Origin of the sequence: Eubacterium sp. An3 (assembly GCF_002159465.1) — a bacterium.
Taxonomy (GTDB): Bacteria; Bacillota; Clostridia; order Lachnospirales; family Lachnospiraceae; genus Anaerobutyricum; species Anaerobutyricum stercoris.
Genome location: NZ_NFIR01000029.1, coordinates 1 through 24,192, shown reverse-complemented (window position 1 = coordinate 24,192; position 24,192 = coordinate 1). Strand labels below are relative to the sequence as shown.

Annotated in this window: 19 protein-coding genes and 1 pseudogene; 1 reads left to right on the top strand and 19 read right to left on the bottom strand. The window is 49.1% G+C overall.

Translation table 11 applies throughout. The features are described 5' to 3' along the window. Positions 1-12: 12 nt before the first annotated feature. From B5F87_RS16940 to B5F87_RS16890, 11 genes and pseudogenes are all read right to left on the bottom strand, one after another. A complete protein-coding gene (locus tag B5F87_RS16940; protein ID WP_087283163.1) occupies positions 13-1,116 on the bottom strand; it encodes an aldo/keto reductase in 1,104 nt (367 codons plus the stop codon). A gap of 104 nt (positions 1,117-1,220) precedes the next feature. Then, positions 1,221-1,475 (bottom strand): annotated as a pseudogene (locus B5F87_RS16935) (flavodoxin family protein); the annotation flags it as partial. A 162-nt stretch (positions 1,476-1,637) separates the two neighbouring features. After that, entirely contained in the window at positions 1,638-2,612 is a 975-nt protein-coding gene (locus B5F87_RS16930; RefSeq protein WP_242964549.1) for a prolyl oligopeptidase family serine peptidase, read from the bottom strand. Positions 2,613-2,675: 63 nt separating this feature from the next. Next, entirely contained in the window at positions 2,676-3,821 is a 1,146-nt protein-coding gene (locus tag B5F87_RS16925) for an iron-containing alcohol dehydrogenase (protein WP_087283159.1), read from the bottom strand. 311 nt (positions 3,822-4,132) lie between these two features. Next, on the bottom strand, positions 4,133-5,137 hold the full coding sequence (locus B5F87_RS16920; RefSeq protein WP_158097085.1) for an NAD(P)-dependent oxidoreductase: 1,005 nt from the start codon (positions 5,135-5,137) through the stop codon (positions 4,133-4,135). Positions 5,138-5,165: 28 nt separating this feature from the next. After that, the gene (locus tag B5F87_RS16915; protein WP_087283156.1) at positions 5,166-6,059 is read right to left on the bottom strand and encodes a LysR family transcriptional regulator; all 894 of its coding nucleotides are present in this window, start codon (positions 6,057-6,059) and stop codon (positions 5,166-5,168) included. Between the two features lie 31 nt (positions 6,060-6,090). Further along, positions 6,091-6,609: a flavodoxin gene (locus tag B5F87_RS16910; RefSeq protein WP_087283154.1), complete on the bottom strand. Its 519-nt coding sequence runs from the start codon at positions 6,607-6,609 to the stop codon at positions 6,091-6,093. Positions 6,610-6,677: 68 nt separating this feature from the next. Further along, on the bottom strand, positions 6,678-7,517 hold the full coding sequence (locus tag B5F87_RS16905) for an SDR family oxidoreductase (RefSeq protein WP_204246092.1): 840 nt from the start codon (positions 7,515-7,517) through the stop codon (positions 6,678-6,680). 626 nt (positions 7,518-8,143) lie between these two features. After that, complete coding sequence (locus B5F87_RS16900; protein ID WP_087283150.1) at positions 8,144-9,157, bottom strand: lysylphosphatidylglycerol synthase transmembrane domain-containing protein; 1,014 nt, start codon at positions 9,155-9,157, stop codon at positions 8,144-8,146. Between the two features lie 56 nt (positions 9,158-9,213). Continuing rightward, a complete protein-coding gene (locus B5F87_RS16895) occupies positions 9,214-10,086 on the bottom strand; it encodes a DNA/RNA non-specific endonuclease (protein WP_242964551.1) in 873 nt (290 codons plus the stop codon). A gap of 262 nt (positions 10,087-10,348) precedes the next feature. Continuing rightward, on the bottom strand, positions 10,349-11,230 hold the full coding sequence (locus B5F87_RS16890; RefSeq protein ID WP_087283146.1) for a leucine-rich repeat protein: 882 nt from the start codon (positions 11,228-11,230) through the stop codon (positions 10,349-10,351). Positions 11,231-11,662: 432 nt separating this feature from the next. Between B5F87_RS16890 and B5F87_RS16885 the strand changes: the two genes are divergently transcribed. Beyond that, positions 11,663-13,543: a cation-translocating P-type ATPase gene (locus B5F87_RS16885; RefSeq protein ID WP_087283144.1), complete on the top strand. Its 1,881-nt coding sequence runs from the start codon at positions 11,663-11,665 to the stop codon at positions 13,541-13,543. A gap of 96 nt (positions 13,544-13,639) precedes the next feature. On the opposite strand, the gene B5F87_RS16880 is transcribed toward B5F87_RS16885, so the two are convergent. The 8 genes from B5F87_RS16880 to B5F87_RS16855 form a co-directional block, all read right to left on the bottom strand. Next, positions 13,640-18,058 carry an acyl-CoA dehydratase activase gene (locus B5F87_RS16880; RefSeq protein ID WP_087283142.1) on the bottom strand — a complete coding sequence of 1,473 codons (4,419 nt, stop codon included), beginning with the start codon at positions 18,056-18,058 and terminating at the stop codon, positions 13,640-13,642. Positions 18,059-18,288: 230 nt separating this feature from the next. After that, positions 18,289-18,900, bottom strand: coding sequence for a transglutaminase domain-containing protein (locus B5F87_RS16875; protein WP_158097084.1), 612 nt, complete (start codon positions 18,898-18,900; stop codon positions 18,289-18,291). Beyond that, positions 18,833-19,795, bottom strand: coding sequence for a hypothetical protein (locus B5F87_RS21075; RefSeq protein WP_158097083.1), 963 nt, complete (start codon positions 19,793-19,795; stop codon positions 18,833-18,835). Before B5F87_RS21075 ends, B5F87_RS16875 begins: the two co-directional genes overlap by 68 nt. Before the next feature lie 23 nt (positions 19,796-19,818). After that, positions 19,819-20,934: a DUF58 domain-containing protein gene (locus B5F87_RS16870; RefSeq protein WP_087283137.1), complete on the bottom strand. Its 1,116-nt coding sequence runs from the start codon at positions 20,932-20,934 to the stop codon at positions 19,819-19,821. Next, complete coding sequence (locus B5F87_RS21740) at positions 20,931-21,248, bottom strand: MoxR family ATPase (protein WP_343215777.1); 318 nt, start codon at positions 21,246-21,248, stop codon at positions 20,931-20,933. The genes B5F87_RS16870 and B5F87_RS21740 overlap by 4 nt, the downstream gene beginning before the upstream one ends. Before the next feature lie 6 nt (positions 21,249-21,254). Further along, positions 21,255-21,881 (bottom strand): AAA family ATPase, encoded by a 627-nt coding sequence (locus B5F87_RS16865; protein WP_343215776.1) that lies wholly within the window; start codon positions 21,879-21,881, stop codon positions 21,255-21,257. A 17-nt stretch (positions 21,882-21,898) separates the two neighbouring features. Then, complete coding sequence (locus tag B5F87_RS16860) at positions 21,899-22,597, bottom strand: DUF4405 domain-containing protein (RefSeq protein WP_087283135.1); 699 nt, start codon at positions 22,595-22,597, stop codon at positions 21,899-21,901. Positions 22,598-22,828: 231 nt separating this feature from the next. Continuing rightward, the gene (locus B5F87_RS16855) at positions 22,829-23,992 is read right to left on the bottom strand and encodes a cation diffusion facilitator family transporter (RefSeq protein ID WP_087283179.1); all 1,164 of its coding nucleotides are present in this window, start codon (positions 23,990-23,992) and stop codon (positions 22,829-22,831) included. Positions 23,993-24,192 lie beyond the last annotated feature (200 nt).

Sequence of the window (24,192 nt, the reverse complement as noted above, 5' to 3'; positions counted from 1 at the left end):
TTTTTATCTGTATTATAGCGGCGCTGCGTCAAGAAGCCTGCCCATATATCCCGGCACATCAATACTCTGCGGACAATGACTGGTACACTGGCCGCATCCGATACATTCCGCCGGACCGTTCTCCGCCTTCATGGCTTCCTCCCAGCGTTTTCTGTCTTTTGTGAGGGAAAGCTCATTATAGAGATTCATCCAGACTGGTATATCAATGCCCGCCGGACAGCCGTCACAGCAGTAGCGGCAGGCGGTACACGGAACAGCCAGCTTCGACTGATAACCGGCCGCAATATTCATGAGAAGCATCGCCTGTTCTTTTGTCAGCGGTTCCTCTTTGGCAAATGTCGCCACATTATCTCTGATCTGATCCATATCACTCATGCCGCTCAGAATCATAGTCACATTGTCAAGACTCATAAGCCAGTGAAAAGCCCACGCCGGCACTGACCATTCCGGTTTCGCCGCCTGCAGCATATCGTCGTATTTTCTGCCCAGAGACGCCAGTCTTCCGCCGCGCACCGGCTCCATGACCCACACAGGAAGTCCGTGCTCTGTGATGATCTCATACTGCTTTTTGGCGTCCTGCATGGTCCAGTCCAGATAATTGAGCTGAATCTGAACAAACTCAAAGCAGTCGCTCCAGTTTAAAAATTTCTCCAGTGTCGCCGGCTTTCCGTGGGACGAAAAACCGATATGGCGGATTCTTCCTTTCGCCTTCTGTTCCATAAGAAAATCAAGATATTTTCTCTCCGGCTTCATATACGCGTCGCAGGTCTCCTCATTGACACAGTGAAGCAGGTAAAAATCAATATAGTCTGTGTCCAGTTTTCTCAGCTGTTCCTCAAAAACCTTTTCTATATCCGGGTTCGCCATCACATAAAACTTCGTCGCCAGATAATAGCTGTCCCGGGGATATTTTTTCAACGCCTTCCCCAGAAAAGACTCTGACTCGCCTGAATGATACACGTAAGCAGTATCATAATAATTGACGCCCTGCGCCATGGCGTAGTCGATGATCTCCTGCGCTCTCTTTTCGTCAATCCGCCCCCGGCTGACCGGAAGCCGCATATTGCCCATACCCAGCCGGGAAAGGTTGATGTCCTGAAACTTTTTGTAGATCATAATTACTCTCCTCTGCTTTTTATCTTATATTTGGAAAAAATGTGCCGGCAAATATAACCGGTGAACACAATGCAGCATCAAATATAGCTTGTGAAAACACTTCATCAGCGGATATAATTCGTACCGATTCTCTCTTCTTTTTCCGGCTCACGGAGTCCTTCCCGGCGGTCGGCGTCGATGCTCTTCAACAACCACGCCATGTTTTTTCCAAGCACCCGTATGATCTGTACGCCTTCCTCGTCCTGCATGACTTCTTCCGGCGTCTTTCCGTGTACCATATTCCAGTAGCGGGAGGAAACCACCGGCATCTGGGCGTACAAAAGGTATTTGTTCAGCTGATCAATGGTTGCTGTGGTTCCGGCAATGGAAAGCGCTGCATTTGTACACCCGTTTTTGTTCGGGCTTCCGTTTACCAATAATACTTTCATTTCTTTCTCCCTTTACTTCTTTCTCCTTTTACTATGACCCGCCGGACTTCTCACATGGTTCGCTATGTATTTCATATGCTGCTTAGCATCCATTTATTTGCCAAAAAGCCATCCCATGATTTCTTCATCCTCGGCGAAAAGTCCGCCGCCTCCATGCTGATTGGTCATGCCGCGGCTCTCAAAATATTCTGCGTCTTTTACGTCCAGCACCAGCAGTTCCCCGATTTCCTCATCGGAAAGTCCCTGCTCCCGGTACAGGTCGTACAGATTCTCATAGGCTTCCCGGGAAGGCTCCTGTCCATAATACTCGTCGCTCTCTCCCACCGCCAGATAGACCGGCGTCCGGCTCTCAGTCACCGGCTCATAGTCGCCGTCCCACTGCGAGCTGCATTGGAGATAGGCAGTAAAAAGCTCCGGACGTTTTTCCATCACCAGCGACATGGTCTCGCCTCCGCCGGAAAAGCCTTCCGCATACACCTTATCTTCATCAATATTATAATTGGCGAGGAAGTATTCCACCAGAGCGATGGTCTGATCAGCGGAGGTCTCTCCCCAATCCGACAGCTGTGGAGCCACAACGATCATCTTCGGATTATATTCTTGTGCCGTGAAGGCAAAGTTCTCGCTGTAAAGATTCTCCCCCACGCCCTGAAAATACAGTCCCTCATATCCGGGAAGCGTGAAGAAAATGGCGTACGGCTCACTGCCGTCATAGCTGTCCGGCACATACAGATGATAATGAATATCGCCATCATTCTCCGAATGAAGCACGTTATCCATGAGAAATCCCCGATATTCTTCAGTACCTTCCGTCACGGAAGCTGAGCTGTTTTCCGCCACAGCGGCGGTACTGTCTGACGCAGCGGCGGTACTGTCTGATGCAGAGCCGGTCGATGTACTTTCCGGCGCAGTAAGGATCTCGTCCGCTGTTGAGCTGCTGTCTCCGGCCACCGTACTGGTTCCGCTGGTTTCTTCCGCCATATTTTGTTTATTGTCTGCTGTGCCTCCACATCCCGCTGCCAGCAGCAGCGTACCTGCCATTAAACAAAACAATATCGCCCGCTTCATTTTTCCACCTCACTTCGTCGAAAATATTATGCTGATCTGTCGTATGGATTCATCCTGAAACGATTACATACACTCCATCAGAATCTCATAGATTTCGTTTCTCTCAAGCTTCCGTGGATTACACGGGATAATATTGCATGTATCCGCCACATTTTTCAGAAGCTCCGGCGTGATCTCCGTTTTAGATTTCAGCTGGCTCATTTTTGAAGGCAGACCACATTCTTTGATAAAGGATGCCAGCGCTTCCACGCTCTCCGCGGCAGAATCCACATCAAAAACTTCTTTTCCAAATCTCCTGAACTTCTCTTCCGCATCTTTTACGATATGACGATAGTAAGCCGGATGAATCACCGCCAGTCCCTGTCCGTGATTACAGTCCGTGTAAGCGCCCAGCTGATGTTCGATCTGGTGAGCCTGAAAATCTGTCACTCTGCCGACTTTCAGAATACCGTTCTCTGCCATAGCGGAATCCCACATGAGATTGCCCCTGGCCTGAATATCGTTGATGTCTTTAAGAAGACGCCGCATGTTGACAACCGTATTTCGCATAATGGACAGAGCCACATCATCGGATACATTATCCGCGTCAGAATTGCCAAAATAGGTCTCCATGGCATGGCTTAACGTATCAAATGCCCCGGAAATCACCTGCATTTTTGGTACGGACATGGTATATGCCGGGTCCAGAATGGCAAATCTCGGAGCGGCTGCCGCCATACCTGCTTTAATGACTTTTTCCTCATTGGTGATCACCGCGCCGCCGTTCATCTCTGCGCCGGTGCCGGAAGCAGTGACAATGGCTCCCATAGGGAGCACCTCTGTCGGAAACTGATGCTGATTCATTTCCATATCACACAGATCTTTTTCCGTCTTTGCCTGCGCTGCAATAATCTTACAGCAATCGATAACGGAACCGCCTCCCACAGCCAGAATAAAATCAATATTTTTTTCTTTTGCAAGCGCAGCACCTTCCTGCACTTTTGCGTAGGTTGGATTGGACATGATACCGGAAAAGTCCGTCACCGTCTTTCCTGCGTCTTCCAGATATTTTTTTACCTCATCATAGATACCATTTTTCTTTACTGAACCACCGCCATAGGCAAGCATGACATTTTTTCCGTATCCGGAAACTTCCGCCGCCAGGTATTCTTTAGCAGCTCCCTCTCCAAAATAAACCTTCGTTGCATATTCATAAACAAATTTCTGCATGATAATTTCTCCTTTCCTGATCCTGTATGATAATATTATAAAACCATTGCTTGCAGGATTGAAGAAACAATAAGTTGAGTGAGTATATACCCTGTGGTTTTCGCCGGTACGGGCTCTGATGACTTTCCGCCCATATCCGCTCATCTTTCCTATACTCTCCTCTAAATGTACTGCAAAACAAAAAAGAACCATCGGCGCAGTTCTCTGATCAAAAATGTGTTCATTAAAAAACGCAAATAGTTCTTTTTATATCTATTTTTTATTTTAGCAGCACAGTTTTTCATTTCTGCAGCCGTTTTCTCTTCGGGAATTTAAAACAGTGTTTTCGGACGGTTCACCACCCGAAGCAGCATTTCCCCTTTTGAGAGCCGCTCCAGATTCTCCCAGATCATAGCATAACCCCGGCGGAAACTGGATGCAGTGATACCGCCGATATGTGGAGTGAAGAAGATCTTCTCAGCAACTTCCGCCGGTTGATTTAACAGCGGATGATCTTTTTGTACCGGTTCATGATCGAGAGTGTCAAGCCCAGCCATGGCAAGCTTCCCACTCTTTAAGGCTTCCGCCAGCGCTTCATCATCCACCAACTCGCCCCGGGATGTATTGACAAAATAAGCACCCGGTTTCATTTGCTCAAAAAACATATGGCCGCACATTTTTTCTGTGTCCTTTGTGACCGGCAGATGAAGACTGATAATGTCGCAGAGCTCAAGAAGATCAGAAAGCGGCAGGTACATAGCGTGGTATTTCATTTCTTCCTCCGCTTCCAGACGATGGCGCTTATAATAATACACTTCCGCGCCGTAGGCCGCCAGAAGCAGCGCGGTACTCTTGCCTATATCGCCCAAACCCACAAGTCCTACCTTACAGTCGGCCAGTTCTCTGAGACTGCCCTCCGCCATATACTGCTCTTTTACGAGAATCTGCCTGCCTTCCCGCACGGCCCGGTCATTAGCTATAACATTTTTCAGCATGCCCTGCATGAGAAGAATCGTCTGCTCTGCCACAGCAGAAGCATTCATGCCGGCACAGTTGCACACGGCGATATTCCGCGCCGAGGCAGCCTCCACATCAATGCGGTTATAGGCCACGCCCTCCGAATGAATCATCTTAAGCTCCGGCAGCCGCTCCATGAGCGCACCCGGCACATCGGCGATGGCGTCCGCCACGATAACCTCGGCGTCCGGCATGGCCGCCGCGTATTCCTCCGCCGTATGTCCCATGGTCATCTCGGCCACTTCCACCGTCCCGGCAAAGTCCGTATCCGGACGATATCGTTTCATGTTCTCCGCTTTTCCTATATGTAATATTTTCATAGTTTTCCCGCACTCCTCCTCTTTCATTTTACGAGTCTACGCACAGCAGTTCCCGCAGAATCGCCGCAAATTCTTCCATATAATAGTTTCCCCGTTCTTTGAGCCAGAACACACAGTAATTTCTACGGAGAGGCTGTCCGTTCCGGACAATGGGGATTCGCCGTATGGCCGGGCCGGCAGGCGGCAGAGTGCCGACGCTCTCTACAGGAAGGAATCCCCGGTTGCCCGCCACCATAAGACGGCCTTCCTCCAGATTCTCCGCAAAAAGAAAGCTGCCGCCGAAGCCCAGCGTATTTTTAAAATATTCTTCTTCCGTGTTCTGCTGTTCTCTGGAGGCAACCAGAATACAGCTCATGTGTTTCAAGTCGTCAATCTCCACAAACTCCCTTTCAGAGAGGGGACTGCCGGCAGAAACTTCCGCATAGCAAATGCACTGCAGAAGCTGATAATTCATATACCGGTCAGAAAACGCCCGACGCTGATCGTTGATGATCAGATCCACGCCGCCGAACCGCAGCAGATCATAAAGCTCTTCGTGAGTTCCATTAACAATGTGAATGGACACTTCCGGATATATACGGGAAAATTCCGCCACCGCCTGATAAAGCTCCTGACCGCTGTAACAGCGTGGATACCCGATGCGGAGCCTCAGCTCATCGTCCTGTCCGATGCGGATGGTTTCCTTGCTTACACGCTCCACTTCCGCGAGGATTCCCCTGCTCTGACTGTAGAAATATTCTCCCGCCGGAGTGAGGGAAAATCTCCGGTTCTCCCGGTGAAGCAGGGTTACTCCCAGTTCCTTTTCCAGCGCCTGAATCTGCTGGGAGATGGCTGACTGGGAAATGTAACACTGCTCTGCCGCCTCTGTAAAGCTGCCGCAGTCCACCACGGCGGCAAAATATTTCATCTGCCGAAACAGCAATGAGACCACCTCCTGTCTGCATATGCAGCGCTCATTGCCGCGTGTTTTTCACCCAGTCCTCCACTTTATCGCGGGACTGTGCGGCTTCCGCGCCGTGAATGGACAGTCCTTTTCCTATGGTCGCTCCCGGACAACTCTTCTTAAGGTCGTCCTCGCTTCTTCCCATGCCGCTTCCTTCATTGGTACAGAATGGGAAAATTCGTTTGCCGGACCAGTCATAATGCTCCAGAAAGGTAAACATTACCATCGGCATGGTACCGCACCAGTTTGGAAAGCCGACAAAAACGGTATCATAATCATCAATACTTTCCTTAAATGTCTTAATCTCCGGACGGACGCCGGTCTGGAATTCTTCCTTCGCTTCCTCCACACATTTGCGATATTCCGCGGCATAGTCTGTAATTCTTTTTACTTCAAAAAGCTCTCCGCCAGTCAGCTCCGCAATCATCTCAGCCACAATCTCGGTATTTCCCTTTTCAAGATTCTTCATACTACCATTCCAATAATTTTCTCCTTTTCTGGAGAAATAAACGATTAATGCTTTACCCATTTTTATTCCTCTTTTCTATTCATTCTTTTTTTCTATTTTATTTTGCTTTTCAGTAATTGGCAAGTTTTTTATTTCTCCGGTTTTAGCGGCCCATAGAAATAAGACGCGGTAGCTCCGCCGTCAATGAGGAAATCTGCTCCGGTGATAAAAGCTCCTTTGTCGCTCATCAGCAGCTCCGCCGCATTTGCTACCTCATCGGCGGTTCCAGGACGGCCTGCCGGACAGTTGGCGAACATATTTTTATAAAAATCACCGCGCGGACCGTTTAATTCATCCACTGCCAGCGGAGTCACGATAATCCCCGGTGAGATGGAATTAATTCTTGCGTTCCGTCTTCCCCATTTAACAGCCTCTGCCATAACACGTTTTTCATTACAGCGTTTTGCCATCTGGTAGGCATGGAGGGTGTCACGGATATTTTCCGGCTGCAGAATATCAAGCTGTAAAAGCTCTTCCGCAGGCGTACATGCCAGAAGTTCATCTTCTTCCGGACGCAAGGCCGGCATCCGGTGTCCGGACTGGCTGGAGATAGTCACTCCCACGCCGCCTTCCGCAATCACCTTCCCCACTTCTTCCAAAAGCACAGCGGTTCCGTAGAGATCCACATCCAAGATCGTTTCAACGGTCGCCTGGCTCGGAGATACGCCGGCGGCGTTGGCCAGCATGGAGATATCGCCGTATTCCATGGCCCGGGCGATGAGATTCCGGATGGACTCCCGGGAGGACAGATCCATCTCCACGGCTTCCGCATCGAAGCCCGCGTTATTCATGATCTCCGCAATCTTCTGTGCATTTTCCAGTTTCTTATCACCGATCACAATCTTTTTGCCATATCCCATGCGGCGGGCAATGGCCATGCCAATCTGTCCGGCTCCCGTTAAGATCATAACGTCTTTTTTCACTTTCATAACCTCTTTTCTTCCATACATTTTCTGAAAACCTTTTTGAGCCTTTTATCAGTCTGCCATCATTTTTCAGGGCAGACTGATTGATATTTTTTCGTAGCTGTCATCAGAGAATGAACCATTTTAACTTTTCCTGCAACAGACCTCGAAGATAAACTATTTTACCCTTTCAGCTCAGCGCCATCTGTAATTGTAATCGTTTCAGGATAAAAAGAGCAATTTCCTTTTTCGATGCATTTCATAAGTAAAACTTATGCGACAGTAAATGACATGTTTTGGATTATGTGCTTCTGTTGAAAGTTGAGAGGATTTATAATAAACTGATAGGAAAGATTATGGACAGAAAAGACGTTATTTGTGCATAAATTCTGTTCGAAACAGGGCTAAAACGCCTTGTTAAAAGGCTTTGACAGAGGAATTTTGGCCGAAGTCAAACTCTTTTGGTAGAAACCGTGTCTGTTGAGTGTTAAGATTTCGTTGGTTCAAGAGAACGAATCAGGCAACACAGACAACAAACGAAAGGTGAAAGAACGTTGGAGATTGGCACACAGATAAAAAAGTACCGTAATCATATGGATATCCATAGTGCGCTGATGCTGAGTTCGGTATTCAACATATCTCTTGACCAATTAATTCTTTCGTTCCGCTTCCAGCTCTCGCTGCTCCCGAAGCGGACGCGCCGCCACCAGCATCCCCATGAGGAACGGGAACAGGGAGACAACGACCCGGTACAAAATGACCAGGGAAACTGCTTTTGCTTCTCCCAGCAGCGGATAAAATAAAAGAATGATCATGGCATCGAGAGAACCATAACCGCTGGGTGTTGGGATCACGCCGGCCACCATGGTCGCCAGAGCCATGAGTACCAGAGAAACGAGGAGCGTCAGCCGTTCCTCATCCCCGTACAACACGTAGGGAGTCAGGAACCAGCAGAAATATTTGGCAAGGTTCAGAACAAAAGCTAAGGCGAGGCAATGTTTTTTGTGATACAGCTTTTTCGCGCCGTCCTGCAGGATATCCGCCTGTCCTTCCGCCTTCTTTACTTTGTCATTCCAGCTCTCTTTGCCGGCGGTCGCTTTGCTCAGATAATGAAATAACAGATCCTTGCCCTTCTCAAAAACAGTGATCATGAGGATTCCCGCTCCAATCACCATAGTAATCAGCACAGCGAGGGCAATATATCCCTGATAATCGCCGATATACTGGATCACATAGCGGAAACAGAAAAAGAAACTGACGGCGCCCATGAGACAGATGGTAATCTTCTGTATCAGATACTGCACCAGACTCATGCCAGTGGCTTCCGCCGCCTTCATGCCCTGCCGGTTGAGATAATATACTTCCGCAATGCCCGAGCCGCTACCGAATGTAATAAGCCGGAAGAAACTGCAGTACAGAGCGCAGGCAACTCCATTTCTATACGATACGGTATTCGTGTACGATCTGGCAAGGACGGCAATGACACCTCCCTCCGCCAGAAAATATCCCATGGACAGGCAGAGAAGGAAAACCACCGTCTCGGCGGGAACCTTCAGAATCTCCCGCAATCCTTCCACAAAACTGTCACGAAAGAACACCACCAGAATGACTGCGATCAAAATCACAACTGCGACTTTCCACCATTTCCTCTTTTTTACTGTCAAACTCTTTCACCTTACTTCTTTTCAATATTCTTTGCTATTCTTTCATCCATTCATTGCTATGGTTGACATCTTCCGCATGGCTCATACCCCTGACTGGTCAGATCTTCTCTGGATCCGGTGTACTCCTGCCGGTTCTTCGCTTTGATGTCGGCAGCTCCTGAACATTCCGGCAGGTGAAATTTATGGGTGTTGGTATTTAAAATGTATGTCTGTTCTTCATTCTGTGATAAGGAAGACTGTCCGGCTCCGGTTTTCTCTCCGGTGTCTGCGGCAGAAGCCCCGCCGCCCACGGCATTTTTCTCGTTTTCCGGGGTCTCCCAGTTATCGCCGGTGGCATAATCAATCGTAATGTCCGGCTGTACATTATATACATAGACGTTAAAACTGATACCCTCGCCTTCGTCTTCCACGGATTCCGCCTCCATCTGCACGCCGGAGGCCACCAGATCGTCTCCCTCAAAAATCGGCGTCACCCGGTACATCACATGATTCTCCGTCTCATGGACATACTCCGCCACCATATCCTCAAAAGGAAGCATCCCTTCCGTGTTCATGTAGCGGGTGCCGGTGATCAGATTCTCTTCGTTGGCATTCTCGCCGGAGAGCTGATATCCGATCAAATGGCAGCGATTATAGAGGTAGCCGCCGTCCACGCTGTCGTATTTCTCATTTTGCCAGCCTGTGGGTTTTACTGAGCTGATGCTTTCCCGGTCTTTTGTTGGCATCAATTCCTCCCCCACACATGCCTCCGCCTCTCCGCATCGGCCCAGTTCGTCGAGATCACTGTATTCTTCATATACCTCTGTCGTCAGCTCTTCCTCCGTAAAATCTGGTTCATTACCATTGATTTCCACATAAGGCTCACCATCATACTCCGGTACTTCAGCAGCGCTGTCATACTGCGATATGTTCCCTGAATCCGGCAGCATTGTATCAGGAACTGACGAACAGGATGTGAGCGCCAGCACACAAAAAACCGCCAAAATTATTGTATGCTTCTTAAAATGTCCATTCATATTTTCTCTCCTTGTTATCCAATGTATTTTTTCGACTCAGTGCGATCTTCATGGCGTATTTTTATTTCATAGAAAACAGATTTCCGGAAATAAAAATGCCCGGCAAAAAGCCGGGCCGAAAATGTTTATCAACATTTTCAAATTCTTTCACACATCATTTCACACATCCTGATGACTACTGTGCGGTGCTTCCTGAATTTGTACTAGGCGCATTGAACGCTCTGTTGATCGTGATATAAGAAGGTACGGAAGCCTTCAGCATTTTTCTGATTGCTTTCGTTGATACATTGATCACAAGATTGCTATTCACATTTTTGAATGCGTTTGCCTTTACATCTTCCAGAACAGCAGAGTGGATATTTACAACCCGCAGGGCTTTACATCCCTTGAACGCACATTTACGGATAACCTTAGCTCCTGTTTTAATGCGGACAGTCTCCAGATTCTTACACTGGAAGAACGCTCTCTTTCCGATGTCTGTCACATTTTTACGGATAAGAACCTTCTCAATGCTGCTCTCTTTCATGAAAGCTCTCATTGCGATAGAAGTTACATCATAGGTAACGCCGTCGTATGTAATCCGGTTCTTAACTTTTACATAGGTTGCCTCATCATCGCCGGCAAATCCCATTAACTCTACTGTATTGGAGCTTGTTACCTTATATTCATAAATACCTTCTGTAATGACTGTTCCCACAGGCTTCGGCTCTGCTGCCGGAGTTGTAGGAGTCGTATTCTCGGTGGTTGTAGTTGTTGCTGTGCTGTCCTCTGTAGAGGCAGTTGTTGTTTCACTTGTTGTTTCAGTTGTTGTCCCGCTGTTATCCGCAGAACCGGTTTCATCCTGATTAGAAGAATCAGGTTCACTCTGGTTAGAACCAGTCTGCCCTCCGTCTTGTGCCTCATCCACAGAATATACAGAGATTCCGTCCTGCATTACCTGCACGTCAGCATTTTCCTTAGCGAACAACTGCACTGATGAGAGTGAAAACGCCATGGTCGCAGCAAGCGCCATTGCAAACATTCTCTTCACAATTGTTAATTTCTTAAACTTTGTCATAATTCATCTTCCTCCGTTTCTTTTTATTGATGTGTGATGTCTGATGGCTGTTTAAGATTAGCAATTACTGGATTGTGTCTTGATTCACACAAAAGCAATAATTATTTAATATTAACTTAACATTTAATTATGAGAAAAATAAGGACAAACCTTATAATTATGTAAAAAACTTTGAAAACCTTCAGTGATTACAAGAAATAAATAAAAGATTTTGCAGTTTTTTCCTTGTTAATCATACCACATGAGAGCTATCCCTTCAATATAGTTTTATGTTTTCTTTGCTGTATCTTTACCAATTATGTTCATCTATACACAATTCAACTTTTTCTTATTGCAAAAAATTACTCAATAACATCATTGACAGATATACCCCATAGGGGTATATTGTACCTATACCCCCTATGGGTATTATGCAAGAAAGAAGGTATCTTTATGAAACTGATGAATAAGTTAGAGCATTTGCTGGATTGGGGAGGTATGAGACGGGACGTCATTTTCCTTATTATTTCAGGACTTTCCCTTCTCGCCAGTATTTTTGATCTTTTTCCCCTTCCCTTTGATGCGGCATGGATCGCCATTATTCTCTGTGGCATTCCGATTATCCTGGAAGCTATCATCGGACTTGTCACTGCCTTTGATATCAAGGCAGATGTTCTGGTATCACTTGCCCTGATCGCTTCCATTCTTATTGGAGAAGATTTTGCCGCCGGAGAAGTGGCATTTATCATGCAGCTGGGAGGATTACTGGAAGAACTGACCGTGGCAAAAGCACGGGCGGGTATTGAAAAACTTGTCCATCTGACACCTCAAACAGCGAGGATCATCTTCGATGGCAGCGAACAGATGATTCCCGCCGAAAAAGTAAAGATCAATGACGTCCTCCGGGTTCTTCCGGGAGAAACCATTCCTGTGGACGGCATCATCCTGTCCGGACAGACTTCCATTAATCAGGCCGTAATGACCGGAGAATCTTTACCTGTCGATAAGGCGGAAGGCGATGAAGTATTCAGCGGTACTGTCAATCAATTCGGCGCTTTTTTGATGAAGGCCTCAAAGGTCGGGGAAGACAGTTCTATTCAGCGGATGATCCGGCTGGTACAATCCGCTGACGCCGGGAAAGCAAAGATCGTTGGACTTGCAGACCGCTGGGCCACATGGATCGTAGTCATCGCACTGACTGCCGCCGCTCTTACATGGCTGGCCTCCGGCGAGATTATCCGTGCAGTCACCATTCTTGTTGTATTTTGTCCCTGCGCTCTGGTTCTCGCTACTCCCACTGCGATCATGGCCGCCATCGGCAATGCCACCAGACACGGTTTTCTTGTGCGGGAAGGCGATGCGCTGGAACGTCTGGCAAATGTATCAAAAATTACCTTTGACAAAACCGGAACACTCACTTTTGGAACACCGGAAGTTATCGCTGTAAAAAGCGTAAACGCTCCCAAGATGCAGCTCTACTCCCTCGCTGCATCTGCAGAAAGTCTGTCAGAGCATCCGTTGGGCAAAGCCATTGTTCAATGTTATAAAAAAAATGCAGGACAGGATCCTGTCCCGGCCCGGGATTTTCAAATGATACCCGGACAGGGCGTTTCTGCCCGGTCAGGCAATACTTCTGTCCTTGCCGGAAACACAAAAATGTTCAGTCAGCACCAGATAACAATTCCTGACAACATAAAAACAGAGACGGAAAAATATCTGTCCAAAGGATGTACCGTCATTTATCTCGCCACGGATCATACATTTGCCGGTTATATCGTTTTATCTGACACAGTCCGTCCGGAAGCCGGACCGATGATTCAACAGCTGCACAAGCTGGATGTGCATCCAGTCCTTCTTACCGGTGATAACGATAATGCCGCGGAAGCTATCGCCGGGCAGCTTGGCATCCGGGAAGTACATGCCGGCTGCCGGCCGGAAGAAAAACTGCAGTGGATTCATTCTTATCAAAAAAATCAGGAATCCGTCTGTATGATCGGCGACGGCATCAACGATGCTCCGGCCCTGAAAAAAGCAAATGTGGGCGTTGCCATGGGAGGCATCGGCAGCGACATCGCCGTGGATGCGGCAGATATTGCTCTGGTGGATGATGAGGTAAAAGAACTCCCTCATTTATTTGCTCTGTCAAAACGAATGATGACGACTATCAAATTAAATATGAGCTTTTCTATGATTTTGAATTTTGCAGCGATCGCTCTTGCAATTACAGGAATCTTAAATCCTGTGGTTGGCGCCCTGGTACACAACGCCGGTTCTGTTCTTGTGATCGTCAACTCGGCATTTCTGTTAAAATGGCGGGCGAACAGCCCCGCATAAACGAGATCAAAACGGGAGGAAACCAAAACATTTCCTCCCATTTTCTCTGTCTTTCTATCTCTGCCGGTCCTCCCGGCTTCTTTATCCTTGTCTATATTATTTTAAGCTTGCCTGCGACTCTTTCTTCTCTTCTGTTTCTTCCTCTCCGCTCTTACTGTTCATAATGAGCATCTGGAGGCGGTTCTCAATATTGGCAAAGCTTACGTCCGGATCGTAGTCCAGCGGCAGAATCTGGGCGTCCGGATACATTTCCTTTAATTTTTTTGAAATTCCCCGTCCTACTACATGATTTGGCAGACACCCGAACGGCTGCAGGATGACAAAGGCACGACAGCCATGTTTAGCATGATGTATAATCTCACCAGGAATAAGCACGCCCTCTCCCGCATCAAAAGTATGATGAATGATGGAATCGCTGTCCTTCACCATGTCCTGCATACGGCAGGCCGGAGTATACAGAGGATGCTCCACGGCAATGGCGTCGGTCATGTTATGAGCCAGGTTGAAAATATTATCTGCTGTGCGCAGCCACAGCTTCTTACCGAGCGGAGTCTTTAATTTGTACTCCTGTACCTGAGAATCCTGATAGAAATACGTCTTACGGATGACGTCGGTCATGCGGGCCTCAATGATCTCAAAGCCGTTCCGTTCCAGATAATCCTCGATATCATGATTGGCGCCCGGGTGAAAGTTCAGCAGATACTCGCCCACAATTAGCACCTGTTTTCGCGGATGGGAACGGTCATACGGTATTTCCTTCATGATAGCGATAGCCTTTTTAAACCCTTTTTTTGCCCCGCGAATACCATGATGACGCAGACCGTGAATCACTTCATCCATGGCTTTCTCAAATGCTTCATTGGCGCTTCCCTTTACAAGTTCATATGGGCGGATTTTCCGAAGAAGTTCCTCCAGGACATCGATCATTGGAAGGGCAAAGGCAATACGCATGGCTGATAAAAGATTCATCTTAAAGCCCGGATGCATATTATGGTAATCCACGTCATCGTTGGTGATAATCGGCACATCTGCAAATCCCGCGTCGTCGAGAGCCTTTCGCAGCAGGGCGCTGTAATGGGTCAGACGACAGTCGCCGATATATTTACCCATGCCGATGGCGACTTCTTTATCGTCGTATTTTCCGCTCTTTAAAGCAGAGAGCGCCTCGCCGATGACGATCTGCGCCGGGAAACAGATATCGTTATGTACGTACAGTTTTCCCAGACGGATGGCGTCCTCTCTTCCGATGGTAAGAGGCACCGCCCGGATACCCTGACCGGACAGAGCCGCCGACATGACTCGGCTGAAGGCGTGAGAGGTGTTCGGCACCAGCACCACCTTCTCCTTCCGGTTCTTCTTCGTAAACTTCACCGGATACGGATCGTGAAGCTCCTGCGCGTTCAGCTGTTCTCTGCGCTCATAACGCATGGAAACCGTCTCGGTAAACGAGCGCACACGAATACGCAAAGGTCCCTGAATGTCACTCTCATCCAGCTTCAGAATCAGCGGCGTCTTTCCGGATATCTCTTTCATGAGCCGGATGATCTCATCGGAAAGGTAAGCGTCATGGCCGCAGCCGAAACTCACGATCTGCACATACTCCAGATGCTCATTCCGGGCTGCCAGAATCGCTGTGGAAAGCATCCGGGCATGGTAGTTATTGACCACATCCAGACGGCTCATGGAGAGATCCACCTGGGACGCTTCCTCCAGAGAATCCGCCGTCAGCACCGGAATACCGAGACTGGTGAACATCTCCGGCAGGTCATGATTGACCAGAGCGTCATTCTGGTACGGGCGGGACGCCAGTACAACGGCGTACGTGCCTTTGCGCTTCACTTCCTCGCAGACCGCTTTTCCGGCCTGGAATAATTCCTGCCTGAACTGCTCCTGGGCGGCATCCGCCTGAGCGATGGCCTTCCGCACGGTCTCCGCTTCCAGATGGAAGGTTTCTTCCATATAATGGGTCAGCTGCCGGTCTCTGTCCTCCGGCGTATACCAGTGAAACAGCGGCGCGTCAAAAGGAATCCCCCACCTCTTCTCCGGGTTGTCGGAATTACGGATGACAATCGGATAACCTTTGACGATGGCGCACATGGACTGGCTGGTTTCCTCGGTGTTTTCTGAGGAAACGGTGGTGATGGACGGCATAAAAATGCGGTCCACTCCGCTTTTTACCAGCGCGCGGATATGTCCGTGCACCAGTTTGGCAGGGAAACAGACTGTATCCGAGGTTACGGCGGAAAGTCCGTCCTCATAGATCTTTCTCGTGCTGTCCGGCGATACCTTTATCTGAAAACCGAGGGTTCGCCAGAAGGTGCGCCAGAACGGCATCGTCTCCCAGTAGAAAAGCACCTTCGGCAGTCCGATGGTCACATCTTTCTTCTCCTCCAGCTCCTCATAAGGATAATCCTTCATCAGGAGCTTCTCCCGCAGAGCAAAGAGATTCGGCACCTGCTCTTTTTGCTTCTGTTTCTCCTGAAGCATCCGCCGGACGTTGCCGTCCTTCGGGTCGCCGAGAATCTCGCCCCTCTCACAGCGGTTGTTGGTAATCCAGGAATTGCCGTTGGAAAAACGGATAATGGTACGTTTACAATGGTTGCCGCAGAACGGACAAGGCGAGTTGGCTTCCTGGGTGTAGGTGAAATCATCCAGCTTGCCAAGACCCATGAAAGTCCGTCTCCCATTGCCTGCCCTGAATCGCTCTTTTGTAAGGAGCGCCGTTCCGATGGCTCCCATGATGCCCGGATATGGCGCGCGGACTACCTCTCTGCCGATGTACTGTTCCATGGCCCGCAGTACCGCGTCGTTAAGAAATGTACCGCCCTGCACCACGATCTTATCTCCGAGGCTCTTTACATTTTCTATACGAATTACTTTTGTAAATACATTTTCTATGATGGAACGGCAGAGACCGGCCATGATATCCGCCGGCTGCTTGCCGTTTCTCTGCTCTGTGATGATACTGCTGTTCATAAAAACCGTGCAGCGGCTGCCGAGCACCGCCGGATTCTCCGAAGAAAAGGCGGCTTTCGCAATCTCCTTCACCGGAATATGCAGGGAGGAAGCGAAGTTCTCCAGGAAAGAACCACATCCGGAAGAACAGGCTTCATTGACCACAATGTTAGTGATGATGCCGTTATCCAGCCATATGGCCTTCATATCCTGTCCGCCGATATCCAGAATAAAAGACGCGTCGGACACATATTTCTCCGCTGCGCGGGCATGGGCCACGGTCTCCACCACGTGACACTCCAGATTAAACGCCTTGGTAAACAGGAGCTCTCCGTAACCGGTGGCTCCGGCGGCGATAATGTCAAGCTTTACCCCGGCCTTCCGGTAACGCTCCCGCATAGCGATCAGCGCATTTTTCGCCACCAGAAGAGGATCTCCCTCATTGGCGGCGTAGAAAGAATCCAGAATGTTTTCATCTTCATCCATCAGCACAAACTTTGTGGTTGTGCTTCCGGAATCAATGCCCAGATAGGCGTGGATAATCTCACCCTCATGCAGCTCGGCCGGGCGGTTCTCCGGCAGACGCTGACGCTCTTCAAACTGACGGCGCTCTTCCTGAGAATTAAAAAACGGAACGCCCGCCGCCTCCTGTCCGGGAAGATTCCTTCCCCGGTGCTCTTCCAGCGCAGTAATAAGCTCTTCCGCCGTATACTGCCGTGTTCTGTCAGCGAACATGCCGCTCAGAGCCAGAGCCGCGCCGTAGGCGATGATAATCTCCGGTCGTGCCGGGTGTATGATATCCTCTTCCGAGAGATGCAATCTTTCGGCAAATACTTTCACCAGCGTAGGATGGAACGTCAGAGGTCCCCCTTCAAAAGCCACCGGTTTCTCTATATCAAGCCCCTGCGCGAGACCGCCGATGGTCTGCTTCGCAATGGCGTGAAAAGAAGACAGCGCCAGATCAGACTTCGCCACTCCCTGATTGAGAAGAGGCTGAATGTCCGTCTTTGCATACACGCCGCAGCGCCCTGATATATCGTACACACAGGTTCCCTTTTCTGCCAATGTGTTGAACTCTTCCACCGGAACCTTCAGTATAGAAGCGATCTCATCGATAAATGCTCCGGTTCCACCGGCACAGCTTCCGTTCATGCGCATATCTGATACATTCAGAGAACCGTCCGTCTCATCCCTGTGAAAAAAAATAATCTTCGCGTCCTGACCGCCCAGCTCAATGGCAGTGCGCACATGAGGATAATCCTTTCGCAGAGCGATGGAATTCGCTACAACTTCCTGAATGAACGGAACATCCAGGACTTCTGCCACAGGTTTCGCCCCGGAACCGGTCAGAATCAGCCGGACCGGCGTATCATCAAACTTCCCCCGCAGCCGCAGAAGCGCCTGATACACGCTTTCCAGCTGCTTGGCGTTATGTCTTCGGTAATCGGAATACAAAATCTTATGCTCTGTCTCATCTATGGCCGCGATCTTTGTTGTTGTTGACCCGATATCAATGCCAACAAGAAGGACTTTTAGTGATTTGTTTTCTCCTGCTGTCATGTCTCTACCTCAATATCTTATGTATTATGCCCGGGAGCAAATAGCGGAATACCCAGAATCTCCCTGTTGTTATTACCTGCTTCCCAGGTTCTTTTTACTCTAATAAGGGGGCTGTATACATCAACAAAGTTAATGTGAAACAGCCCCAATTTGTTCTAGTGACACTATAACATCTTAAGTTAGTCCCGTCAACCAGGACTTGCAATTTTTTTAATCTGTCCTTCATTTTATCAGCAGAAAAATTTAATATATTTAAACCATATTTTTCTTATTCCGTTGAGATGCTCATAGAGATATTCTGACGTCCTCCTATACATTTCCCTCGCAAACACCGTTTCTTTTTCGTCTGCCTCATACCTTCCGAACGCCGTCTGTTCTGACAAAAGAAGCAGTTTTTTTATATTATCCGGGCTTTCTTCCGGGAAAATATCCGCCAGCTTCACGGCAAAAAGCAGGAGAAACAAGGCAATCCATTCCGGGGACGCCTCGTGATAGTCGGCCGCAGGCTCCACGGAAACATTTCCTCCCGATTCCTCCTGAGACTGTTCTTCCTGCGGCTGCGCATCCTCGACAAGATCACTCAAATTCCATTGCTGTTGTTCCTGGATATCCAGAAGAGTTTCTTCATCCATCTGCGGCTCAAATGCATCATACCCTTCTCCGGCAGGCGTCACTTCCACCGGCGTCCAGCCCAGATCTTCGATAAATATCTCCGGCCAGGCGTGGGCGGAAGCGTCAGTGAGAACCGCCCGGTAACCGCCATCCGTTACCTCTTCAAAATCCGATGGTTTCACCGCATATCCCGTCACATACCGGGCAGGAATCCCGTAAAGCCTGTACATCAGAACTGCCGCCGATGCTGTCCTCCCAATACCTCCAGTGAAGGCTATTTTCATTCATCTGCATAAAAAGCTCCTCATCCATAGCCGGTTCCCACTCACCGCCTGCGTAATCGCCTCCACTGAATCCTTTCAAATAGATAGTTTCTCCCGGCACGTCGCTGACCCATATCTCAATCTGGTCTACACCCGCAGGATAAAGATTTCCCCGGTTAATTGTCCCTCCTTCCGGCTGATTGGTCCAGCCGCTCAAACGCTTTGCCGTCTGTTGTACAAAACCTTCCGCCCTATAGGCCGTACCGTAAAACCACTCCGGACTTTGGCTCACCACAAAAAGCGAGACTGAAAAAATCGCAGCCACCGCCGCCATGACCATGGCGCCGATTTTCATGGCAGACTGCATATTTTCTTTTCTTCTCCTTTTTCCCTGCCGGCTCTTTTTCATCAGAGTGTGTACCGCCCAGAAAGTAATCTGAAAAATTCCGATACAGAGCACAGCGCCGCTTCCCGGAACGATTCCCATCAATGGGGCCGCCAGGAGAAGGACGCTCATAAAAATGTACAGAAACCAATGTACACGAAACACAAACTCCCACAAAAAAAGCAGATAAGAAAACACCCAGAGAATCATCAACACGCCTCTGGTCACATCCATCTGTCCCGCTTCTGCAAATCCAGCTGTCTGCAAGGCGGCCGAGATGATTTCTTCGATTACGGAAGGGTGAAAAAATAAAACTGCTCCTATCAGTATCGGCACTACGATTATCCCCGCCGACAAAAGCCCCCTTCTATTTGTTCCTTTTTTTCCATCAAGATACCATAACAGCATTGCTGGCAGCGCTGCCAGAAAAAATACCGCAGCACGGTTCCACCGCAGCTGCGGCACTGCAAGAAACATGAGATAAACACCGTATATACCGCTTAGCAAAAAGAACAGCGAAAAAGGGACAGCCGCTGTGATATGCTCCCCCTCTTTCTTCCATATATTTTCACCGGATCATACCTCCTTTTTTGATAATACTCTGTCGTAAATTGCCAAATCGTCCTTCCGGAACGGGAAAACCTGAGGTTTCCGTCAAAACAGAACTCTTCCGTGTAATCAGGCACGGCTTCTTCCAATTCATCTTCCCACTGATAGAGTGAAAGGAACAGCATATCACACTCCTCTTTCTGCCGCAGCTGCCGGACTTCTGTCCCGCCCTTTTTCTTTCCGACAGTCACAGTTACACTGTGTTCTCCTTCCAGCATCCCGGACAGAATGGCAAAGAGAATCTCATAAAAGGCATCTCTCATCTGAGACGTTCGCTCTTTTATACTTCCGGGCGCAAGAAACAGTGCAAAAGCTTCCTCCTCCGTCTGATAATATTCTTTTATCAAAAGCTTGTCCAGACGGGCGCTCTGCTTCCAGTGGATAAAGCGGTACGGCTCTCCCTGCATATGCTCCCGCAGCTGCCGGATTTCATCCATATTGGCTCCAGGCAGAAAATCAGCATCCCGAACGGACTGCTGCATTTCCTGACGAAATCCTGACTCTTCGCCAATACGCAGAGGATACCCCCGCGGCAATATGGCAATCTGCATTTCCTCTTTTTCTTTTCGTTTCCGCTGAAACAAGGTTAGATAATCATACACATATATTTTCTCCATACGGACAGAAAACAGGCCGCAATGCTGCTTCTCCATGGGAAGCCGCACCTTCCGGTACGTGCGCCTCCCGGTTCCGCCGAGAAGATTGATCCGGACTTTCCGACTCCCTTCGGGATAAAAAGCCTTCATCCGCAGACTGACAGCGCCCACCGGCAGGATGCCCCGGCTTTCTATCCAGATGGAACAGGATGGCTCTTCTCCCTTCCGGCACACGGTCAGCTTCCGGCCAAAACCGGCCCGGACGCGAAATCTAAAATAAAAGGACTGCACCCACATTCCCAGAAAAAGTATCACTTCCGTTATAGTAAGCGCCATCAGCGGAATCGAACGGTACATGGCGACAAGATACCATGTGGCGGCAGTCACCAGAAGAAATCCCGCCTTCTTCATCGCCGGATCCCCATCGAAGGACGCCTTGTCTGCTGCAGAATCTCACCAATGACCGCATCCTTCGTCCTGCCGTTCATCCGGGCGGCAGAATCCAGCGTGATCCTGTGCCGGATAATGTACGGAAACTGCTCTTCCACATCCGAAGGAATCACATAATCCCTTCCATTAAGGAATGCAGCCGCCCTGGACATACGCACCAGCGCGATAGACGCCCGGGGACTGCCGCCACAGCTAAGCTCCGGGTGTTCTCTCGTTGCACGGACGAGACGTACAATATAGTCCCCCACATTTTCCTTCAGATACACCTGATCCACGGCATTTTATATGTCCCGGAGCGTATCTCCCTGAAGAACGCTCACGACATCTTCCACACGGCTTTTTTCCCGGACGCCGAGAACCATGGCAAGCTCACTGTCATAATCCGGGTATCCCACAGAGAGACTCACCATGAACCGGTCCACCTGAGCCTCAGGCAAAAGCTGGGTTCCGGCGCTTCCCTGAGAATTCTGAGTCGCAATAACAAGAAATGGCTCGGGCACCGGCCTGGTCACGCCCTCCACCGTCACCCGCCGTTCTTCCATGGCTTCCAGCAGCGCCGACTGGGTTTTTGGTGAAGTCCTGTTAATCTCATCAGCCAGAAGAAGGTTACAGAACACGCTTCCTTCCTGATAGACAAACCGCTCTTCCTCGCGCCGGTAAATGGAAAATCCGGTCAGATCCGACGGCAGCACATCCGGCGTGAACTGGATTCTCTTATAATCAAGCTGCATGGACTTTGAAAAGGCCAGCGCCAGGGTGGTCTTGCCGACGCCCGGAATATCTTCTAGCAGCACATGACCGTTTGCCAGAAAAGCGAGCATGATCTCCCGGATTTCCTGCTCCTTTCCCAAAATCACCTGACCCACTTGTTTTGTCACGGTCTCTATCAGATTACGCCATTCTTCCAATCGGATTCCCCCTTCTTTTATTTTATCTGCCTTTTACGCCCCGCTGTACATTTCTGCAGCAGCTTCATAAGATAGTAGGCAACGCACGCCCACAGACCCATCATGGCAATATACTCTACAAAAAACTGCAGCAGCGTTTCTTCAAAATCAAAAAATACAAAATGTGTCCGCAGGAACAGATAATCTGCGATATTATGTTTCAAAAAAGCATAGACGCCGTACACGGAGATGGCCGCAGCCAGCAGGCGGAGCACCACGGTGCGGGACGGTGACGCCTGGTTTGCGCCGTTCTCTCCCCGCAGCTTCCGCACCATTCCCATGACCATGCCCCAGTGCATGCCAAGGTGCATGCTCATGAGGATAAAGCCCCAGTAGGAGGCCAGCATGTGAACGGTTCTGGCAAAGGCGGTTCCTCCCTCGATAGGCAGGAAATCAAAGACAATTCTTGACATGATGATTCCGCTGACCATCAGACCGAGCATCGCCAACAGCAGCAGTACATTGACGATCACCTGCATCACCCTGAAGGGGGTGTATCTTCCCTTAAAAAGATTGCCGTACCACCGGCGGTTTACCACATGGTGGGCGATAAACAGCACGAACATCGCGGTTCCCACCCACTCGTGCAGGTCTTCTCCCACCAACATATATGCCATCTGGCAAAGGAGCATGACAGTCATCGCGATATCGATGATCATTCTTCCTCGCTGTTTCATGAATAAATCTCCTCCCCGTCATAATATTCCTTGCACAAATACATAAATATGTATTTGTATAAAAATTTGGTATAACAACAAAAAGAGGTGTTTCCCGGAATTCAGTATGGGAAACACCTTTATTATAAAGACAATATTCTGTTGTGTCTAATACCTTTATTAAATGTCTTGATATACGCAGGATGCATAATTGACATATAGACGGACTATTATATTTATGCCCCTTCATATTTATGCAGTTTCATCAAAACCAATAATCGTCAGATAATGCTTATCTCTGGCAAACAGCTCCTCATCAATCTTCTGCTTGATCTCCTTATGCTTCTGGCGCATGGAATACGGCACCGCCAGGTCGAACATGAGCTTTGTCTGTCTGGAACTTCTCACCACCCGGAAATCATGCATGGACAACTTTGCATCGAGGCCGGCGATGATCTCCTCCACCATCTCCTTCATCTCGTTCCACTCTGCGTCATCAAGGACTACCGGGTCATAGTGAATGACCAGATGCACATTCATCTGTTCCAGTGCGTCCCGCTCAATGTCGTCAATAATGTCGTGGCAGACCAGCGGGTCTTCCTCCGCACTCAGTTCCGCATGCAGCGTCGCAAAGCACTGTCCCGGGCCGTAATCATGAACCAGCAGGTCATGGATGCCAAGGATCTTCTCATGGGAAAGCACGAGATTACTGATTCGCTCCACCAGCTCCGGGTCCGCCTGCTTGCCAAGCAGCGGGGAAATGGTCTCTCTTGCGATATCCACACCGGAATACAGGATAAACACCGCCACAGCAAGACCCACGATTCCGTCGATATTAATATGGAAGAAATAGCCCGCAAAACAGCCAAGCAGCACGGCAGAAGAAGCGATCACATCATTGCGGCTGTCAACAGAAGTCGCCTGCAGTGTGGTGGACTGAATCCGACGGCCAAGGCTGCCGAAAAATCCTGCCATCCAAAGCTTCACCGCAATGGAAAGGAGCAGCACCACGAAGGTCGCAATGGAAAACTCCACGGCCTCCGGATGGATGATCTTCTGCAAAGAGGACTTCGCCAAATCCACGCCGATGATGAGGATCAGCGCCGCCACCACAAGGCCCGACAGATACTCATAGCGGGCGTGGCCGTATGGATGCTCGGCGTCCGCCGGCTGCTGCGCCATCTTAAATCCGAGAAGCGTCACCACCGAAGAAGAAGCGTCCGACAGGTTGTTGACCGCATCGGCGATGATGGACACCGAGTTGGCCAGCCAGCCCACGGTGAGCTTACCGAGAAATAACAAAAGGTTACACACGATCCCCGTCAGCCCCGCCAGCTTACCGATGGCGGAATGCACGGCGGCCGACTCCGTATTATCATAATCCTTCACAAACAATCGCAACAAAAAGTTCGTCATAACAATCATCCCCGTCTCTTTTTTCATTCTTTCTTTTATACTAAAAGTCAGGGGAAATGTCAATAGTTACCATCCCTTCTTTCACGACAAACGCATGAATGTGTTTCCCAACTAAACCTATCGATTTTTAAAATTTTTACAAGTTCATAAGTTCATCCAGATATTTTTCCGGATTTGTTCCTATCGCATACCGTTTCTTT

Excerpts from the sequence above, each read along its gene's own strand:
- B5F87_RS16940 (WP_087283163.1), bottom strand. The coding sequence starts at position 1,116 with ATGATCTACAAAAAGTTTCAGGACATCAACCTTTCCCGGCTGGGTATG.
- B5F87_RS16875 (WP_158097084.1), bottom strand. The coding sequence starts at position 18,900 with ATGTACAGGCTTTACGGGATTCCTGCCCGGTATGTGACGGGATATGCG.
- B5F87_RS16905 (WP_204246092.1), bottom strand. The coding sequence starts at position 7,517 with ATGAAAGTGAAAAAAGACGTTATGATCTTAACGGGAGCCGGACAGATT.
- B5F87_RS16860 (WP_087283135.1), bottom strand. The coding sequence starts at position 22,597 with ATGAAACAGCGAGGAAGAATGATCATCGATATCGCGATGACTGTCATG.
- B5F87_RS16880 (WP_087283142.1), bottom strand. The coding sequence starts at position 18,058 with ATGACAGCAGGAGAAAACAAATCACTAAAAGTCCTTCTTGTTGGCATT.
- B5F87_RS16920 (WP_158097085.1), bottom strand. The coding sequence starts at position 5,137 with ATGAAAATATTACATATAGGAAAAGCGGAGAACATGAAACGATATCGT.
- B5F87_RS21075 (WP_158097083.1), bottom strand. The coding sequence starts at position 19,795 with ATGTTTCTTGCAGTGCCGCAGCTGCGGTGGAACCGTGCTGCGGTATTT.
- B5F87_RS16930 (WP_242964549.1), bottom strand. The coding sequence starts at position 2,612 with ATGAAGCGGGCGATATTGTTTTGTTTAATGGCAGGTACGCTGCTGCTG.
- B5F87_RS16885 (WP_087283144.1), top strand. The coding sequence starts at position 11,663 with ATGAAACTGATGAATAAGTTAGAGCATTTGCTGGATTGGGGAGGTATG.
- B5F87_RS16855 (WP_087283179.1), bottom strand. The coding sequence starts at position 23,992 with ATGACGAACTTTTTGTTGCGATTGTTTGTGAAGGATTATGATAATACG.
- B5F87_RS16870 (WP_087283137.1), bottom strand. The coding sequence starts at position 20,934 with ATGAAGAAGGCGGGATTTCTTCTGGTGACTGCCGCCACATGGTATCTT.
- B5F87_RS16895 (WP_242964551.1), bottom strand. The coding sequence starts at position 10,086 with ATGCTGCCGGATTCAGGGAACATATCGCAGTATGACAGCGCTGCTGAA.
- B5F87_RS16925 (WP_087283159.1), bottom strand. The coding sequence starts at position 3,821 with ATGCAGAAATTTGTTTATGAATATGCAACGAAGGTTTATTTTGGAGAG.
- B5F87_RS16890 (WP_087283146.1), bottom strand. The coding sequence starts at position 11,230 with ATGACAAAGTTTAAGAAATTAACAATTGTGAAGAGAATGTTTGCAATG.
- B5F87_RS16910 (WP_087283154.1), bottom strand. The coding sequence starts at position 6,609 with ATGGGTAAAGCATTAATCGTTTATTTCTCCAGAAAAGGAGAAAATTAT.